At 34.9% G+C, this 16598-nt stretch carries 22 protein-coding genes and 1 pseudogene; 4 read left to right on the forward strand and 19 right to left on the reverse strand.

The features are described 5' to 3' along the window. From ACY2V1_RS06635 to ACY2V1_RS06700, 14 genes are all read right to left on the reverse strand, one after another. Positions 1-274, reverse strand: a 274-nt coding sequence (locus ACY2V1_RS06635) for a glucokinase (RefSeq protein ID WP_461834010.1), incomplete at its 3' end; no start/stop codon positions are given. Between the two features lie 16 nt (positions 275-290). Continuing rightward, on the reverse strand, positions 291-1055 hold the full coding sequence (locus ACY2V1_RS06640) for an exodeoxyribonuclease III (RefSeq protein WP_461834011.1): 765 nt from the start codon (positions 1053-1055) through the stop codon (positions 291-293). A 61-nt stretch (positions 1056-1116) separates the two neighbouring features. Further along, the gene (prxU, locus tag ACY2V1_RS06645) at positions 1117-1812 is read right to left on the reverse strand and encodes a thioredoxin-dependent peroxiredoxin (RefSeq protein ID WP_461834012.1); all 696 of its coding nucleotides are present in this window, start codon (positions 1810-1812) and stop codon (positions 1117-1119) included. Between the two features lie 16 nt (positions 1813-1828). Continuing rightward, the gene (locus ACY2V1_RS06650) at positions 1829-3022 is read right to left on the reverse strand and encodes an FprA family A-type flavoprotein (protein WP_461834013.1); all 1194 of its coding nucleotides are present in this window, start codon (positions 3020-3022) and stop codon (positions 1829-1831) included. A 20-nt stretch (positions 3023-3042) separates the two neighbouring features. Further along, complete coding sequence (gene cydB / locus ACY2V1_RS06655) at positions 3043-4065, reverse strand: cytochrome d ubiquinol oxidase subunit II (RefSeq protein ID WP_461834014.1); 1023 nt, start codon at positions 4063-4065, stop codon at positions 3043-3045. Positions 4066-4085: 20 nt separating this feature from the next. Then, the gene (locus tag ACY2V1_RS06660; protein ID WP_461834015.1) at positions 4086-5396 is read right to left on the reverse strand and encodes a cytochrome ubiquinol oxidase subunit I; all 1311 of its coding nucleotides are present in this window, start codon (positions 5394-5396) and stop codon (positions 4086-4088) included. Between the two features lie 17 nt (positions 5397-5413). After that, the gene (locus tag ACY2V1_RS06665; RefSeq protein WP_461834016.1) at positions 5414-6085 is read right to left on the reverse strand and encodes a DVU0298 family protein; all 672 of its coding nucleotides are present in this window, start codon (positions 6083-6085) and stop codon (positions 5414-5416) included. 57 nt (positions 6086-6142) lie between these two features. Continuing rightward, positions 6143-6301 carry a rubredoxin gene (gene rd / locus ACY2V1_RS06670; protein WP_461834017.1) on the reverse strand — a complete coding sequence of 53 codons (159 nt, stop codon included), beginning with the start codon at positions 6299-6301 and terminating at the stop codon, positions 6143-6145. 14 nt (positions 6302-6315) lie between these two features. Further along, positions 6316-6525 carry a rubredoxin gene (locus tag ACY2V1_RS06675; RefSeq protein WP_459880694.1) on the reverse strand — a complete coding sequence of 70 codons (210 nt, stop codon included), beginning with the start codon at positions 6523-6525 and terminating at the stop codon, positions 6316-6318. 13 nt (positions 6526-6538) lie between these two features. Continuing rightward, a complete protein-coding gene (locus ACY2V1_RS06680) occupies positions 6539-6919 on the reverse strand; it encodes a desulfoferrodoxin (protein WP_461834018.1) in 381 nt (126 codons plus the stop codon). 30 nt (positions 6920-6949) lie between these two features. After that, on the reverse strand, positions 6950-7525 hold the full coding sequence (gene rbr, locus ACY2V1_RS06685; RefSeq protein ID WP_461834019.1) for a rubrerythrin: 576 nt from the start codon (positions 7523-7525) through the stop codon (positions 6950-6952). A gap of 18 nt (positions 7526-7543) precedes the next feature. After that, the gene (locus tag ACY2V1_RS06690; protein ID WP_461834020.1) at positions 7544-7738 is read right to left on the reverse strand and encodes a hypothetical protein; all 195 of its coding nucleotides are present in this window, start codon (positions 7736-7738) and stop codon (positions 7544-7546) included. Between the two features lie 203 nt (positions 7739-7941). Then, positions 7942-8916 (reverse strand): NAD(P)H-dependent oxidoreductase, encoded by a 975-nt coding sequence (locus tag ACY2V1_RS06695; protein WP_461834021.1) that lies wholly within the window; start codon positions 8914-8916, stop codon positions 7942-7944. Positions 8917-8998: 82 nt separating this feature from the next. After that, positions 8999-9820, reverse strand: a complete 822-nt coding sequence (locus ACY2V1_RS06700; RefSeq protein WP_461834022.1) for a DUF3786 domain-containing protein — start codon at positions 9818-9820, stop codon at positions 8999-9001. A 163-nt stretch (positions 9821-9983) separates the two neighbouring features. Here ACY2V1_RS06700 and ACY2V1_RS06705 point away from each other — a divergent pair, with 163 nt between their 5' ends. The 4 genes from ACY2V1_RS06705 (at position 9984) to ACY2V1_RS06720 (ending at position 12998) form a co-directional block, all read left to right on the forward strand. Further along, on the forward strand, positions 9984-10520 hold the full coding sequence (locus ACY2V1_RS06705) for a cytochrome c3 family protein (RefSeq protein ID WP_461834023.1): 537 nt from the start codon (positions 9984-9986) through the stop codon (positions 10518-10520). A 15-nt stretch (positions 10521-10535) separates the two neighbouring features. After that, the gene (locus ACY2V1_RS06710; RefSeq protein WP_461834024.1) at positions 10536-11921 is read left to right on the forward strand and encodes a multiheme c-type cytochrome; all 1386 of its coding nucleotides are present in this window, start codon (positions 10536-10538) and stop codon (positions 11919-11921) included. A gap of 176 nt (positions 11922-12097) precedes the next feature. Further along, positions 12098-12763: a ferredoxin-like domain-containing protein gene (locus tag ACY2V1_RS06715; RefSeq protein WP_461834025.1), complete on the forward strand. Its 666-nt coding sequence runs from the start codon at positions 12098-12100 to the stop codon at positions 12761-12763. A 49-nt stretch (positions 12764-12812) separates the two neighbouring features. Next, entirely contained in the window at positions 12813-12998 is a 186-nt protein-coding gene (locus tag ACY2V1_RS06720; protein ID WP_461834026.1) for a MarR family transcriptional regulator, read from the forward strand. A gap of 101 nt (positions 12999-13099) precedes the next feature. Here the strand turns inward: ACY2V1_RS06720 and ACY2V1_RS06725 are convergent. The 5 genes and pseudogenes from ACY2V1_RS06725 to ACY2V1_RS06745 all read right to left on the reverse strand — a co-directional run. Beyond that, positions 13100-13324 (reverse strand): annotated as a pseudogene (locus ACY2V1_RS06725) (2-hydroxyacyl-CoA dehydratase); the annotation flags it as partial. A 25-nt stretch (positions 13325-13349) separates the two neighbouring features. Next, positions 13350-14882 carry a polyamine aminopropyltransferase gene (locus tag ACY2V1_RS06730; protein WP_461834027.1) on the reverse strand — a complete coding sequence of 511 codons (1533 nt, stop codon included), beginning with the start codon at positions 14880-14882 and terminating at the stop codon, positions 13350-13352. After that, positions 14879-15721 carry a DUF350 domain-containing protein gene (locus ACY2V1_RS06735; protein ID WP_461834028.1) on the reverse strand — a complete coding sequence of 281 codons (843 nt, stop codon included), beginning with the start codon at positions 15719-15721 and terminating at the stop codon, positions 14879-14881. Before ACY2V1_RS06735 ends, ACY2V1_RS06730 begins: the two co-directional genes overlap by 4 nt. Further along, complete coding sequence (locus ACY2V1_RS06740) at positions 15722-16075, reverse strand: hypothetical protein (RefSeq protein ID WP_461834029.1); 354 nt, start codon at positions 16073-16075, stop codon at positions 15722-15724. Continuing rightward, on the reverse strand, positions 16056-16598 hold a 543-nt coding region (locus tag ACY2V1_RS06745; protein ID WP_461834030.1), incomplete at its 5' end, for a DUF4178 domain-containing protein. The genes ACY2V1_RS06745 and ACY2V1_RS06740, both read right to left, overlap by 20 nt.

The raw sequence follows: 16598 nt of genomic DNA on the forward strand, positions 1-16598 counted from the left end.
AATCTATGTTCCATTTAATATTAGGTGGTGATGAAAATATGTTGTCTATTACTGGGCCTGCTACTGCAATAACTGTGATGTCACATATATCCAATGCTTTTTTAAAAGCTGTGTCTTTTAATTGTAATATTAATTCTTCAAAAGAATTTGCCTTTTTTGTGTCAAGCCATATTTTATCTAGTATGATTAAATCATCATTACCTTGAAATTCAAATAACCCAAATCTGCTGTGGGTTCCACCAATATCTGCGGATAAGATATATCTTTTATTCATTTTACAAAAATATTTTTTATTCTATTTCAAGACCAATTGGACAATGGTCTGATCCCATTATTTTGTCTTCAATCCATGCATTTTTTACTCTAGGTAAAAGCTCTTTTGATACAAAAAAATAGTCTATTCTCCAACCTATATTTTTCTTTCTTGCATTAAATCTATAGCTCCACCATGTATATTTGCCTGGACTTTTATCAAATATCCTGAAAGTATCCACGTAACCTGTAGCTATAAATTTATCTATCCATGCCCTTTCAATGGGCAGAAAGCCTGACCTATTGGAATTTTCTTTTGGATTGGCAAGGTCTATTTCTGTGTGGGCAGTATTAAAATCTCCTCCCACTATAATTGGTTTGTTTTTTCTTAATTTTTCTACATAATCTAAAAAATAGTCATAAAAATCCAATTTAAATTTAAGTCTTTCTTCACTCATCTGACCATTTGGAAAATAGATATTAAAAAGATAGAAGTCATCATATTCCAGCTCTATGACCCTTCCTTCTCCAGCGAATTTTTTTTCTGGGAATTCCAGTGAATATCTTATTGGTTTATTTTTATAAAAAACTGCAACCCCAGAATACCCTTTTTTCTTTTTTGATGAATTCCAGATAAAGCTATAACCATCTCTTTTTTCCAATTCTTTTTTGGGTATTTGACTAATTTCAGCCTTGATTTCCTGAATAAGCACAATATCACCTTTACATGAGTTTAGCCAGTCCCAGAATCCCTTTTTAATTATAGCCCTAAATCCATTTACATTCCATGAATAGATTTTCATAACTCACCAAAAAATAGGGGATATCCCATTTGATATCCCCTAATAAAGTTTTATGTTTATTTTAAGGTTTCCATATTTCCCATACCTTGCCAACAAGCTCAGGGCCAGGAGTCAAAGTCTTATCTCCTGGTTCCCAACCAGATGGGGCGACCTCGCCTGTTTTAACTACATGCTGAAATGCCTTTATCTGTCTTAAAAGCTCCTTAGGATTCCTGCCAACTTCTGGGGTAAGCACTTCCATAGCCCTTACCTTGAAGTCAGGATCAATAATAAATCTTCCCCTAATATCTACCCCAGCATCTTCGTCATATACTCCGTAAACTTTTCCAATCTTTCCACCAGGATCAGATAGCATTGGAAATGGTACCCCACCTTCAATCATTTTTGAGAGTTCTTCTTCCTGCCATATCTTGTGGACAAAACGGCTGTCCGTGCTAATTGCCATGATTTCCACCCCAAGGGCCTTAAACTCATCATAAAGGCTGGCAACTGCAGCCAACTCAGTTGGTCAGACAAATGTAAAATCTCCAGGATAGAAGCAAAGTACTATCCACTTTCCTTTGTAGTCTGAAAGTTTTAATGGTTTAAAACCAAATCCTGGAACAAATGCACTTGTTTCAAAGTCTATTGCTTCTTTTCCTACTTTTATTAACATATCCTCTCCTCCTGTAAAATTTTGATTTTCCTCTTTTGATTTGTCTGTTGAAAAAATTGGCCCTTTTGTTGGGGTTACGCACTCATCTTTTAATTGTTCCATGGCCCATCCTCCTTTTTTAATTTAATTTTTTTAATTTGTCTGCCATCTGTTTACCCAAATCTTCGCACTGCTTAAGGCCATTAGAATTGGGCACATACTGAATCTTAAGGGCTGGGGCTATAATTTCAAAATTTGCCTCTCTTAAAATTTCTTCCACTTTTTTGGGGGCCTCTCCACTCCATCCATATGAACCAAAAGCTGCCCCTAATTTGTTTTTGGGTCTAAGACCCTTCATATATGTCAAAAAATCAGAAATAGTTGGGAATATGGAGTTATTTAATGTTGGAGAACCCACTAAAAGACCTCCTGCATCCATAAGTTCTGTTATAATATCGCTCCTATGCCATGATTTAAGACTCATAACCTTTACTTCAATATCTTCCTTGTTTAATGTTTCTCCTATTGTTTCTGCCATCTTTTCAGTTGAATGCCACATTGTATCATAAACCACCAATGCCTTTTTAGTGGGTTTTTGCTCTGCCCACTTTACATATAGGTCTATGATCTTACCAATGTGTTTGGTCCAGATTACTCCATGGTCAGGGCATATCATGTTAAATTCTAAATTTAATTTTTTTACTTTTTCAAATAATTTTAAGACTAAGTTAGAATATGGCAAGAGGATGTTTGCATAATATTTTTTTGCCTGTTTAAATAGCTCGTCTTCATCTACTTCATGATCAAATCTTCTGGATGTGGCATAGTGTTCTCCAAATGCATCAGAGGAAAATAGTATTTTTTCTTCTGGAATATATGTGAACATGCTATCTGGCCAGTGAAGCATTCTTGTTTCAATAAACATTAATTCCCTTTTACCAATGCTAAGTTTATCTCCATCTGCAACAGGGATGTAGTAAAAGCCATCTCCAAAATGTAGACTCAAATTCTTTTTGCCCATTTTTGAGCAATATATAGGCTTATCTTTTCCAATTATATGCATAAATCTTGGTAATGACCCAGTATGATCCATCTCTGTATGGTTACTTATCACAATATCTATTTTCCTGGGGTCTATTACTTGTCTAATATTTGAAATAAATTGGTCAAATAATTTGTCTTTAACAGTATCAATCAATGTAATTTTTTCATCTAAAATTAAATAAGCATTGTATGTTGAACCTTCATATGTGGAATAACCATGAAAGTCTCTTATATTCCAGTCTACAGCACCAACCCAGTAAATATTATCTGCAATTTTAAATGGTCCCATTATTTAGCCTCCTTTTTTTGTTAATATGCTTCTTCGTATGCCAGATCGTCTTTTGTGATTGGGTGTGCAAATTTTTTGTATACCCAAAATTGGTATAAGATTACAATTGGCACAAAGATAAGAGCAACTATTAGCATTATTTTAAGTGTTAATGGAGATGCTGATCCGTTATAAATTGTCACTGAATATTTTGGATCAATAGATGATGGCAGCATGTCTGGATAAATTCCTAAGAGTCCAAAAAGGGTTGTTCCTGCAATAGTTATTGCTGACCCAATCCAAGCTTTAATCCATTTTTGAGCAGCAATAGCATTTCTGGACAAAAATAATCCATAAATAGGCAATATGAGTATGGGTAAGAGATAGATATGGTGGAAATAGTTTGCAAATAGATCAGTGACAAAGACTGATAGAGCCAAAAACAAGACAAAAACAACCACTTTTGCCTGCCATATGCGAGTTGCAATTACAGCAGCTCTAATCTGGAGATCTCCTGTGGACCTAATACATAGCCATAGGGCTCCGTGTTCTAAGAATAAAAGTACAAAAAGTACACCGCCAATTAGTCCGTAAGGATTTAACAATGTAAAGATATTTCCGTGAAATACCCCATTTTCATCAATAGGTATTCCTTTAAAGATATTGGCAAAGGCAACACCAAGGAGCAGGGCAGGTAAAAAACTTCCTACAACAAAACAAATATCCCACACTCCTTTCCAGAATTTGCTATCCACCTTTCCTCTAAATTCAAAACAAACTCCCCTGATGATAAGTGCAACTAAAAGGAGCATAAGAGCTGTATAGAGTCCTGAGAACATTACTGCATAGGTCTTTGGAAATGCGGCAAAGGTGATTCCTCCTGCACTAATTAACCATACTTCGTTTCCGTCCCAAAAAGGACCTATTGCATTGTAAATAATCCTTTTTTCTTCTTCATTTTTTGCAATAAAGGGCATCAAGCTTCCTAGCCCAAGGTCAAATCCATCCAAGATAAAATAAACAATCCACAAAATTCCCCAGAGTAAAAACCATATGGTATTCATATCTACCTCCCTTTTATTTTTTAACTACCAATTGGTTCAGGCCCTTTTTTTGCGTATTTGAAGAGCAAGAATATATCAACAGCACCCAAGAAAGTATAGAGTATTGTCAAGAGAACAAGAGAAAAATAGACCTGGGACCCAGCTATTGGAGATACTGCATCTGATGTCTTGAGCATACCATAAACTATCCATGGCTGCCTGCCCACTTCTGCTACAATCCAACCTGCTTCAATTGCAATATATGGAAGGGGAATTGCCCATGGTAAATATTTTATTATTTTGGGATTATTTTCCAGATTATTTCTTTCTTTCCATGCAAAAAAGGCCATGAGAATGAATAAAAAGCCTAAGCCCACCATAAGTCTAAAAGATAAAAAGGTTAAAAGCACTGGTGGTCTTTCATCCCTTGGAAAGTCTCTAAGTCCCTTTACTTCTGCTGATGGATGGTGGAATGAGAGCATACTTAAGACACCTGGAATAGGTAAGATCTGAATTTTATTTTTTTCATGTTGTTCGTCAGGAATTAAAAAGAGATACATAGGGGCATATTTTTTTGTCTCCCAATGGGATTCCATTGCAGCCAGTTTTGCAGGTTGTTTAGATGCCACCTCTCCACCGTGGATGTGTCCCTGAAATACGAGCAAAAGAGAGAACACAAATGTCCATACTGATGCTAGTTTAAAGGATTTTTCAAAGAATTTAAACTCGTTTTTCCTAAGGATGTGATAGCTTGATATGCCAAGTATAAAAAATCCAGCGAGCACGTATGCTCCCAAAAGTGTATGGAATATCTGTTGCCAGGCAAAGGGATTTGTTACCACCGCCTTAAAACTCTTAAGTTCTGCCCTTCCATTTCTAATCACATAACCAACTGGATGTTGCATAAAACCATTTGCTAGGAGTATCCATATGGCAGACAAACTAGATGCAAATGCTACTAAGGTGATTGATAGGGCATGTAGTTTAGGAGATAGTTTATTCCATCCAAAGACCCACACCGCAATAAATGTGGACTCCAAGAAAAACGCTGCAGTTGCCTCTATTGCAAGTAGAGGCCCAAATATATCACCCATATATTCGGAATATTTAGACCAATTGGTCCCAAACTGGAATTCCAGGGTAATGCCAGTAACTACCCCAAGGGCAAAATTAATCAAAAATAGTTTTCCCCAGAATTTTGCCATACGCTTGTAATCTTCATCTCCACTTAAAACATACTTCCACTCCATAATGGCCACAAGAATTGAGAGGCCCAGGGTTAATGGGACAAATATAAAGTGAAACATTGTAGCCATTGCAAATTGTAATCTAGATAGCCATACAACATCCATATGACTCCTCCTTAAGTTTATATAAGTTCTCTTGCCATATCTTTTATTGTTATTTCCTGAAATTTGCAGTCCCAGTATATTTTAATTTTTTGGTTTTTATTTAAAAATTCTTTTACACCAGGCCAGCTAAACCCAGTTAATTTAAATATCAATAGACCCATAAGTTGTATATAGGGGTCTGTCTCTTTAATATAGGCGTTTAATATATCGTTAATATATGTTTTTACAATCAAGGGATGATTTTTAGAAAATCGGGCTACTGCCCAGTATCCTCCCCTCCTCAAAAGCTTATGTTCTAAAAAGACGTCTGGTCTTCCAGGGAGATCTATTATCTGATATATTAAAATAGTGGAAAACTCTTCAGCCAGGTAGTCCACTTCAGATAATACCTCTCCCATGACTTCAGGAACTCCCCACCCGATTCCCCCAGACTCATCACTAAGCATCCAGATAAGTCTTCTTATAAAGACCCTTCCATATTCTGGATCTTCAGCACAAAGGATTTTTAATAAAGCACCAAAACATGTTACAGCGTGCCATTTTACTTTTTCATTTTTGTTGTTTATTGCAGAAAAAAGAGCTCCCAACGCCTTTTTGGGTGGATATTTTAGAATATCATCTAGAAATTCAGGGTATTCTTTTATTGCTAATATTTCTAAGATATTTTTCTTTATTTTTCTGGAATTCATTTTTTTATTATTAAAAAGGCCCCTAAAAATATAGAGGGGCCTTTTGGGTTTATTAAGTTAGTCTTTATTAAAGTCACTTTTGGGTGCCCCGCATACAGGGCATGTCCAGTCATCGGGTAAATCCTCAAACTTTGTTCCAGGTTGAATTCCATTGTCTGGGTCTCCTTTTTCTGGATCATAAGTATAGCCACATACTTCACATACCCATTTTTCCATAACACTACTCCTTTTTATTTGTTTTGTCCTAATACTGAACCTTCTCCTGCCAGGGGTTTAAATGCCTTTTTTGAAGCTCCGCAAACTGGACATCTCCAGTCATCTGGCAGGTCTTCAAACTTTGTGCCCTTTGGGATCTTTCCTTTTCTATCTCCCTTATCGGGGTTGTAAATATAACCACAATTTGTGGTCTGACATTGATACATTTCTTCTGGTTTGGCCATAGGTTTGCCTGCCTTATAGTTCGGCCTTCCAAAGTCCATGCAAATTACAGTATTCTCTTGCGACTACCTTATCTGCTTCAACGCAAAATACAGCTTCTGGGGCATCGCCAGGATTTAAAAATTTATAATAAGATGTACCGTCAGCAATCAATTCAATCCATTGAATATAGTGTTTTTCTTCCATTGGATGTGCTACACTGCCTACTTTTACCTTGTAGCCATTATCAATCTTTTCAATTACAGGTACATGTTTTTCCAATGCTGCATCCTCTGCACCTTCTTTTAAGAGAACCATAGGTTGGTTGCAGCATACAAGCTGTCCCTTTCCTCCCTGTAAGACAGCAACAATATTTCCACACACATTACATTTGTAAATTTCATACCTTTGAGCCATGATTTATTCCTCCATTAGTTTTAATATTTTTTAATAATTTTCACAAACCAACTCAAAATGTGCCTTTGGATGAGCACAAGCTGGACATACCTCAGGCGCCTCTTTTCCTTTATGGATGTAGCCACAGTTTTGGCATCTCCATACCTCTTCCTCATCTTTTTTAAATACCATACCCTTTTCAATGTTTTCAGCTAATTTTTTATATCTCTTTTCGTGAAACTCTTCTGCAACAGCAATTGCTTCAAAGACCTCTGCTATGTCTTCAAAGCCTTCTTCACGGGCGATTTTTGCAAACTCAGGATACATCTTTGTATGCTCATAATTTTCACCTTCAGCAGAGGCCTTTAAGTTTTCTAATGTTGAACCAATTTTTCCAGCTGGAAATGAACCAGTGATTTCTACTTCTCCACCTTCTAATAATTTAAAGAGTCTCTTTGCATGTTCTTTTTCTTGATTAGCTGTTTCTTCAAATATCTTGGCAATCTGCACATAGCCTTCCTTTTTGGCCTGGGAAGCGAAATATGTATAACGATTCCTTGCTTGTGACTCTCCAGCAAAGGCAGTCAAGATATTTTTTTCTGTTTTTGTTCCTTTTAAACTTGGCATAAATGAACCTCCCCTTTTTTAATTTTTTAGTTTTTTCTTGATCTTAAACGCACAATCCCTGATTAGGCCACAAAGTATAAGCAGATCTTCATCATTGAATTTACTAATTCCATTGTTAGATATCTCAAGCATATCTTGAATCAGGGCCTCTACCTTTTTTAGATACTTTATTTTTTCTTCTTTTTCAATAGAATGGTAAATTTCTTTCTGCATAATCTTTACTTAACGTTTATAAAAAGTTTTGTGATATTACCTTTTCAGCAACTAATATGCCAAAAATAAAAAGTTTAAAGTAGAGCATTTTTATGTCTTAAAAGAAATGTGTATAATTTTTATGATACATTATTTCGTCTTTTTTTTGTTTTTATTGCATTCTCAGGCAGAGACACTATTGTCTCATTTTGCATTTGAGACATTTATTTGGTCTTTATCTCTTGATAGAGTTTTTTTACTTTACTTAAGATTTCATCTCTAGTTTTTCTCATAAATTCTATGTCCTTGTCTGCTGGATCCTCTATGTCCCATTCAATTTTATTAACTCCAGGTATATATGGACACTGCTCTTCACAACCCATTGAGACCAAAAACTTTGGCGTGAATTCTTTTAATAAATCCTCTAGTGATTTTGGTTTTATATAGGCCATATCAATCCCTATTTCTTCCATGACCTGTATCATTTTGGGATTTATCTTTTCTGCTGGCTTAGAGCCTGCTGATCTAACATCAAACTCATCTCCATAAAATTTTTTAAAAAATGCCCATGACATCTGGCTTCTACATGCATTTTCTCTGCACACAAAGATGATTTTTTTTCTTTGAAGATATGTTTTGCAAATTTGTTCAGCCTTTTTTTGTGTTTGTTCTAGGATTTCAGGAAATTTGTTTATATCTCCAGGTTTTTCTACCTGTCTTACGCAAATATCGTCTAAATAAGAAGCGCCACAAGCATCAAAAAAATATTTTGCAATTAATTTTGAGCCATCAAATAGGTTTTTTCCCTTTGTTGCGCCAACACCTATAAATAAACCTTTTCGGTTATTTCTTCCTGGATCTTCTAATCCTTTTACATACTTTCTTACCCACAAGGCTTGAGTTCTATCAATTAAGGCCTTGACCTGTGCAGTTGGGCCATAGAAAAACATTGGTGTTGCTAAGATAATGAGATCAGATTCCCATATTTTGGGATAAATTCCTTGCATATCATCTTTCTGGACACAATATCCTTTGTCATCACATATCCCACACTCAAGACAGGGTTTGATGTTTTTCTTTGTTACCTCAATTTTTTCTGGTTTCGCCCCAATCTTTTGTGCCTTTTCTAAAAATGTATCAAGCAAAATACTCGTGTTTCCCTTTAGCCTTGGGCTTCCCTGAATCCCTAAAATCTTCATAAAATTTCCTCCTCTTTAAGTAAAACGAGAAATAAGATTAAGACACCTAGAAAAAGATAAGTCCACGGAAAAATCTTGATAACTACTCACTTGTCAGCAAATTAACCAGTTTTTCAAGTAAAAATAATATAGATTCAATATCAAGGTGGTCAATTATTGTCTCATCAAAAAGTATATTTACCTGTGCGGGCATCTCTTCTTCGCCTTTTTCCTCATCCCAAAAGAGCAAAAGTACTGGTACCTTTGGCAGTGGTTTGAAAAGTAGAGCCAGATCAGCTGTTGGATAATCTGAACTTAAGTCCAGTGCACCAATATTAAGAGCGCGAGTTTTAAGCTCTTGGACCTTTCTTTTAAATGTATTTTCCAAAGGCCTTTTTATATGTTTTTCTAAAGATTTAATCTTAGACACAGTATTTGGAAGTTCATGAAATGGAACAAATTTTCCCGTGGGATCCTTTTTTCCCCCCTGGGCAATATGGTTGTATAAAAATACCTGTTCATAGTGTTCTAGTTCACCTAACTCAGAGAAAATTCCATTTTCAGTAATGTAGACATAGGAGTTAAAGTAAGGGAGTTTTAATGCCCTTTGACCATTATAATCCACAATCACTCCGCCTATCCTTTGAGGTAAATCCATTAAATCTGTGGATGCAGCCCTTTGTTTTGCCCATATTAAGGCCTCTTTTGCAGGATCCTTTTTGGCAAAAATCCCTTTACTGTGTTGTTCTTTTAGTATTTTTTCATACTTTTCTATGGAATCTTTGGAAATATGAGGGCATTTGGAAAGTGGAAAATTTTCCGAGACCACTTTTACTGCAAAGGCAAGGCAAGTTAGTTCTCCACAATCCCTGCAATTTGTCTTTGGCAAAATGTCCCTATACACATCTATTGGTGAAAGTTTCATGGCTTTTTATCCTTTATCTATAAAGTTTAAAAACAACACAGCACATATTATACCAATTGACGTTAATAAATTACGTGTTTTAATAAATTTTCAGGTTGAAAAAAGATATAATACCAGTTAAAATAAAAATAAAGCTCTCATAAAAACAAGAGGAGGGTTTAATATGAAAATTTTTATGAATGTCCTTTTAGTCTTGTTTATTGCAATTTTTGTAGGCTTTCCCCTTTTTAGCATGACGTACTATACAATGGTCAGGACCTCCACGCCTGGCTTTTGTTCATCATGCCATGAGATTCGTTATGCATATAACACATGGAAAAGCTCTTCCCATGCCTTTAATTCCAAGGGAATAGTTGTTGATTGCATGGATTGTCACTTACCAGCACCTCAAGACACCTGGAATTTCTTTTTTGCCAAAACCACCCATGGACTTAAAGATATCTTTGTCCATCTAACTTATGATGATCCAGTAAAAGAATATAACCATGAAGAAAACAGAAAAAAGGCCTATTTATCTATAAAAAATGAACAATGCCTAAAATGCCATAGAAATCTTCTTTATATAAGTAACAAACGGGGTGCAATGCTTGCTCATCGTACTGTATTGTATCCAAGGAGAGGATATGAAAAGAAGTGTACAGATTGTCATCAGAATCTTGTACACAATAAAAAGGGATATTACAATTTAAGTAAAATGTAAAAAAAGGAGGTAGGTATGATTGGCAAGTTAAAATGGCTTTTGTGTATTTTTTTTATAGGTAGCGGACTTTTGGTAGGGAGTGTATGGGCAAAAAACATAAGTAAGGCTAAGGAATTCAGGTTAGAAAGGAGTATGTCTAAGGAGGCCCAGGCGTGTATTGAATGTCATAAAATAGAGACTCCTGGAATTTTTGTAGATTGGGCAAATTCAAGGCATGCACATGCAAATATCACCTGCATTGATTGCCACAAGGCAGATCCAAATGATCCTGATGTAAATAAAAGACATTTTAAACAATATGAAAGAAGTGACATAAAATGGGGAAGAAAAGAATACCGTGTTCCCATTGCAACAATAGTCACACCAAAGGATTGTTCCAGGTGTCATCCAGATGAAGTCAAAGAATACTCTAGAAGTAAACATGCAAATACCCTTGAGATAATATGGAAACTAGATCCATGGCTAAATAAGGGAATGAATAATGATTGGGAAAGAACAGCTGGGTGTTTTTATTGTCATGGAACAGTAGTTAAATTGGATAAAGATGGAGTTCCAGATGCATCCACATGGCCAAATGTTGGGGTAGGGCGGTTAAACCTGGATGGTAGTTTGGGAAGTTGTACAAGTTGTCATACCCGGCATAGATTTTCTGTTGCAGATGCCAGAAGGCCAGAGGCGTGTGGACAGTGTCATCTAGGGCCTGATCATCCACAAATAGAAATATTTACAGAGTCAAAACATGGCGAGATATACGATGCATTTAAACAAGAATACAATTTTAATGCTGCTCCAGGCACATGGACTGCTGGGGTAGACTATAGAGCACCTACATGTGCGTCTTGTCATATGTCAGGCTCTGGTAATGCACTCACCACCCATGATGTAACTGAGCGTCTTTCCTGGGAATTGCAGGCACCCCTAACAATTAGGCCTGAAAATTTTAAGCCTTTTCCAGCAAAGACAAATTGGAAGGTTGAAAGGGATAAAATGAAAGAAATTTGTATGCAATGTCATACAAAAAGCTGGGTAGATAACCATTATGTTAAATTGGACGAAGTTGTAAAAAATTATAATGAAAACTACTTTAAGCCTGCAAAGGCAATGCTGGGCAAATTATATAAAAAAGGTCTGCTAGATAAATCTAAATTTTTTGATGAACACCTAGAGTGGAAATTTTATGAGCTCTGGCACCATGAGGGAAGAAGGGCAAGGATGGGTGCTGCTATGATGGCACCAGATTATAGCTGGTGGCATGGTTTTTATGAGTGTAAAATACACTTTAATGAATTTATGTCTGAAGCAAATGAACTTTTAAAAACAGGGAAAAAGGCAGAAAAATACGAATATTTTCCAGGAACAGGCGGAGATACCACAAGACCTTCCCAGATTTTTAAGAAATAGTGTTTAAAGGTGTCTCAAAAGTAGTGTCTCATTGAGAAAAAGGAGATGTCTCATTGAAAAATGAGACATCTCCTTTATTTTTTTTTCGATTGTTAAATTCATAATTTTATAATTTGGTATATTGTTTGCTATGATAGTTGCGATTTTGATTTAAAAATTTTCAAGGGAGGTAGAATATGGCGAAAAAAGACAGATTGGATTTGGGTGCAGTTTTACAAAGAGACAAAGAGACTTATGCAATTGTTCCCCATATCGCTGGGGGAATTTGTACACCTGAGACACTCAGGAAAATCGCAGATGTGGCAGAAAAGTATAATGCAAAGGCAATTAAGGTAACTGGTGCCCAGAGACTTGCTATTGTTGGCTTGCAAGAAGAGGATCTGGAAAAAGCCTGGAAAGACCTTGGGATGAAGCCTGCTGCTGCTGTTGGTATGTGTGTTAGAAGTGTTAAAATATGTCCAGGAACCACTTTTTGTAGATTGGGAAAGCAGGATTCTGTTAAGGTTGGACTTAAGCTTGATGAATTATATCACGCATATAACTTACCTGCAAAGTTTAAGATTGGGGTTTCAGGATGTCCAAACTGCTGTGCTGATTCATGGTTTAAGGATATTGGACTCATTGGCACAAGCAAGGGATGGCAGGTAGTAGTTGGTGGAAATGGAGGATCAAAGCCCAGAATTGCGGATCTTATTGCTCAAGAACTAAGTGATGATGCAGCCTTAAATCTCATTCAAAAGATAATTGATACCTTTAAAGAGAAGGATAAGCCTGGACGTATTGGAACCTACATAGATAAAGTAGGGATTGAAAAATTTAAACAAGAAATAGGGATTAGTTGATTTGTTCAGATATATTAAAAAGGGGAAAGACTGATAAAGAGGGGTCAATATGGAGGATAAGGAGACATTGGTACTTTCAGCAATGAAAAAAGCTGGAAAACCAGTAAGACCTGGAGAAATAGCCAAGGAAATTGGTATAGAAAGTAAAGAGGTTTCTAAAATAATAAAAAAACTTAGGGAAAAAGGTGAAGTGATATCTCCAAAAAGGTGTTACTATGCACCAAAAGAAGGTTAATTTTTTAGGACAGGGATTTATTTCCCTGTCCATATAATTTTTTTGGAAATCCAGTGATACAGGGCCTTGCCAACCTTGAAGTTAGACTGGCAAGACAAATCTTATTTATTGGAAATCATTTCAATAAATGCTTCTACCCTTGTTTTTAATTGTCCCACATCCTCCATGCTATAATCTGTTTCGATATTTAATGTGGGTATATTTTTTTTACTTAGCATTGATGCCAATTTCATATTTTCTTGGGCATATGGCTGATAAAATGTAAGGTTGTAGAATATTACACCATCTGTTTTATATTTATTGACGAGATCCAGGACATTTTGAGCCCTTTCCTCACAAGGGAGAGGTTACTTAGAGCAGGTCCCACATCTTATCATTATAATATTGTATTATTATAGGATTTATTAGGGTATTTATTTTTATGTTGTTACAACTAAAATCTTTGGGCATGTTAAAAATGGATATAGCCATCTCTTTTGTCAAATAATTGGTATATACTTCATTAAAATTTTTATAGATAATTTTTTTTAATCGTTGAAGTGGTATATTTTCCTTTATTCCCAAGACAAATCCCCATTCACCAAAGGATGGAATAGAAATGCGCATTGGATATGCATAAAAATTAGCTGATTCTATGGTTTTTATAATGCAACAAAATGTCTTTTTTGCAAAAAATGGGCTAGAGGCCTGGGTTATTATGGCTCCTTTTGGGGATAATATATTGTATAAAAATGTGTAAAATTCCTTTGTATATAGTCTAGCACTTCTTATATTTCGTGGGTCTGTTAAATCTACTATAACTAAATCAAAACCATCTCTATTTTTTTTATTATAAACTTTAACAAACTTAAATCCATCTTCAAAATAAACCTTTACTCTTTTATCAAAAAAGCTATTTTTGTTTATTTTTTTCATTATAACATTATTTTTTGAAAATTCCACAAATTCCTTGTCTAAATCTACTAATACTATTTTTTTTATATTTTTGTATTTCTCAAGCTCCCTTATTACACATCCATCTCCACCTCCTATTACCAGAACTTTAGAAGGTCTAACAATACTGACTGGTATATGCACAATTGGTTCATGATATCTTTTTTCATCAACAGTGTTTAGTTGAAGATGTCCGTCTAAATAAAGGAGATAGTCATTTTGCCATTTAGTTAAGACGATCTTCTGATATTTGGTTTGTTTAATTGAAACAATTGGGTCCCTATAAAACTTTTGTTCAGCCTTTAAATAAATAGGTTTTGCAATAAGGGTAAAAATTCCTATTATTAGGATGGATAGGATATACAATGATAAAATTTTTTTTGATATCTGTTTTGAAAAACTAATAAAAATTAGTCCTGCGACTAATAAATTAATAGACCCTACAATAATTGGAGTATAGATAAGTCCTAATTTGGGAAGAAAAAAATAACCATATAAAATACCACCAGGGAGGGCTCCAAGATAGTCCTTTTCAAGGATGTTGGAGATATTTTCCTTTAGCTCTTCAAAAGAGTCATTTATCCTGACTGCCAGCGGTATTTCCATTCCAATTAAACTACCCACTAAGAAGCACATAAAATAGATGAAAAAAGAGAGTCTATCTGAGTATGGGGCCTGGAGATAGGATAAGTACACAGAAAAACTAACAGTGAGACTAATACATATTTCAATCAATATAAGAGAATTAACTAAATCCTGTTTTTTTATCTTTTTGCTTATCCTTGCACCTATTCCCATGGCAAGAAGCATTATAGAGATAGTCATTGTCCATTGGAATATGGTATCGCCAAGTAAGTATGATGCAAGGGTAGATAGCAGGTATTCTGCAACAATACCTGCAAATCCTGTAAAAAAGATGCAGAGTTTTAAGGTAGTTTTTTTGCTTATCACGGTATGATGAGAGACGAGATTAAGGCAGAAGAGATAAATATAATACCAATTATAATTCCAGCACCAATATTTGGTTCTTTTAATTCTTCTTTAAAAGAGAATTTTCTAAATAGTACTAAGTCAAACAAAAAGAATAAGATAACCATTATAGCCAGAGCAACAATCCAATCAAGTAAGGTAATTAAAATATCATATAATATTTTATCTTGTGTAGGCCCTGAGATGGCATCTTTAATCACCATAGCTGTTGCTATGAAAATCCCTGAAAAGCTAATTGCAACAGCACTGTTATTTTTTAAAAGCTCCTTTTGCATATTAACCTTAAGTATAAAAGAAAGGATTATAGAGCTTATAAAGAGGAGAATTATTCCCAAGAGACAATATAAAATAGATTCAAAGTACATATAAGACCATGATGTTATAATATCATAACCTGAGAATGCTCCAGATATAACCAGTCCCATTGATAGAAAAAAACTACCTTCAACAAGTCCTGATGCATGGTTGTTGTGGTCAATTATTTCTGTTGGCAAGTCAATTTTTTGTAGAAATATCCAGTCAAATATCCTGGTGAATAGTAAGATTAATACTATCATTAGAGTGCCTGTTATTCCGTTTATATAAATAGGATATATGGGATCAATGGAATGTATTAAAGCAATGGAAAAGCCGAGTATGAATCCTGAGAATGATATTGCAAGTGCCATATTATTTTTTGAGAGCAATTCCATTTCCAGGGAAATTTTTTTATAGTAAATTTTATCAAACACAAATTTTCCTATTATAATCCATATAAATGTCCATGCCAATATTGCCACTAAATTTACTGTTGAAATCATTTATTTACCTCCAAAAAATCCTGATGATCTAAATCCTGATACTCTACTTCTATTGTATTTTGAAGAAAATCTAGATGCAAAAGATGAGGACTTTGACTTTGACGAAAACCTTTCATTAAATTTTGAATCCTTGGATGTTGTGGGATATTTTTTCGAGTAGTTGTCTTTGTATCTATGATCCCCATAATAAGTGGAACCGTAATAATATCCTGGATAACCATAATATCCTGGCCAAATTCTTGGACGGACAAAAGAGTATATTGAAGAGATCACAGTGATTATAATAAACAAAATTATTATTATAATTATTACCCCAATAAAAGAGATCCCTTTATTATTTTTTAGAAAAGACATCTTCAATTTCCCATTCTTGTAGTGGTCTGCCTAAAAATATTTCAAAGTCTTGGTCTGACCATTGGAGTATCTCTAAGATATTTCCTTCATTATCTTCAAAATCCCATATAACAACTGGAGTTCTCTTGTTTTCAACACAATAATATGCTGCCCCAGAAAACTTTAACGTATAAGGTTTTCCATCAAATAAGATCTGTGATGGCAGGTCATCATGGGTATTAAGAAAATCAAATAAATTAATAGATAACTTATTTAAATCCCCCCTTACAAAAAAATATATCCCTTCATCGTCCTTGTTTAAATACCCTTCTCTGGTAGGGGACTGGATTTTATAGTCCCATTCTTTTTCATCTCCATAATCATAGTATCCCTTGGATTTTACTTCCCATGATTCACCATCTAATTCAATTACGCTGCCGATATTTAGATTTTCAAGGCTGTGGCCAACTAGGTCTATATCTTGTTCTTTGTCTTTTTTAAAAGACTTAAAAAAATCTAACAATCCCATAATTAAAAATCCTAT

It is taken from the genome of Desulfothermus sp., from assembly GCF_053993635.1.

What these genes read in the sequence shown, in the direction of transcription:
- ACY2V1_RS06640 (WP_461834011.1), bottom strand. Translation starts at nt 1,055, where the DNA reads ATGAAAATCTATTCATGGAATGTAAATGGATTTAGGGCTATAATTAAA.
- ACY2V1_RS06650 (WP_461834013.1), bottom strand. Translation starts at nt 3,022, where the DNA reads ATGGGACCATTTAAAATTGCAGATAATATTTACTGGGTTGGTGCTGTA.
- cydB (WP_461834014.1), bottom strand. Translation starts at nt 4,065, where the DNA reads ATGAATACCATATGGTTTTTACTCTGGGGAATTTTGTGGATTGTTTAT.
- ACY2V1_RS06660 (WP_461834015.1), bottom strand. Translation starts at nt 5,396, where the DNA reads ATGGATGTTGTATGGCTATCTAGATTACAATTTGCAATGGCTACAATG.
- ACY2V1_RS06665 (WP_461834016.1), bottom strand. Translation starts at nt 6,085, where the DNA reads ATGAATTCCAGAAAAATAAAGAAAAATATCTTAGAAATATTAGCAATA.
- rd (WP_461834017.1), bottom strand. Translation starts at nt 6,301, where the DNA reads ATGGAAAAATGGGTATGTGAAGTATGTGGCTATACTTATGATCCAGAA.
- ACY2V1_RS06675 (WP_459880694.1), bottom strand. Translation starts at nt 6,525, where the DNA reads ATGGCCAAACCAGAAGAAATGTATCAATGTCAGACCACAAATTGTGGT.
- ACY2V1_RS06680 (WP_461834018.1), bottom strand. Translation starts at nt 6,919, where the DNA reads ATGGCTCAAAGGTATGAAATTTACAAATGTAATGTGTGTGGAAATATT.
- rbr (WP_461834019.1), bottom strand. Translation starts at nt 7,525, where the DNA reads ATGCCAAGTTTAAAAGGAACAAAAACAGAAAAAAATATCTTGACTGCC.
- ACY2V1_RS06690 (WP_461834020.1), bottom strand. Translation starts at nt 7,738, where the DNA reads ATGCAGAAAGAAATTTACCATTCTATTGAAAAAGAAGAAAAAATAAAG.
- ACY2V1_RS06695 (WP_461834021.1), bottom strand. Translation starts at nt 8,916, where the DNA reads ATGAAGATTTTAGGGATTCAGGGAAGCCCAAGGCTAAAGGGAAACACG.
- ACY2V1_RS06700 (WP_461834022.1), bottom strand. Translation starts at nt 9,820, where the DNA reads ATGAAACTTTCACCAATAGATGTGTATAGGGACATTTTGCCAAAGACA.
- ACY2V1_RS06705 (WP_461834023.1), top strand. Translation starts at nt 9,984, where the DNA reads ATGAAAATTTTTATGAATGTCCTTTTAGTCTTGTTTATTGCAATTTTT.
- ACY2V1_RS06710 (WP_461834024.1), top strand. Translation starts at nt 10,536, where the DNA reads ATGATTGGCAAGTTAAAATGGCTTTTGTGTATTTTTTTTATAGGTAGC.
- ACY2V1_RS06715 (WP_461834025.1), top strand. Translation starts at nt 12,098, where the DNA reads ATGGCGAAAAAAGACAGATTGGATTTGGGTGCAGTTTTACAAAGAGAC.
- ACY2V1_RS06720 (WP_461834026.1), top strand. Translation starts at nt 12,813, where the DNA reads ATGGAGGATAAGGAGACATTGGTACTTTCAGCAATGAAAAAAGCTGGA.
- ACY2V1_RS06735 (WP_461834028.1), bottom strand. Translation starts at nt 15,721, where the DNA reads ATGATTTCAACAGTAAATTTAGTGGCAATATTGGCATGGACATTTATA.
- ACY2V1_RS06740 (WP_461834029.1), bottom strand. Translation starts at nt 16,075, where the DNA reads ATGTCTTTTCTAAAAAATAATAAAGGGATCTCTTTTATTGGGGTAATA.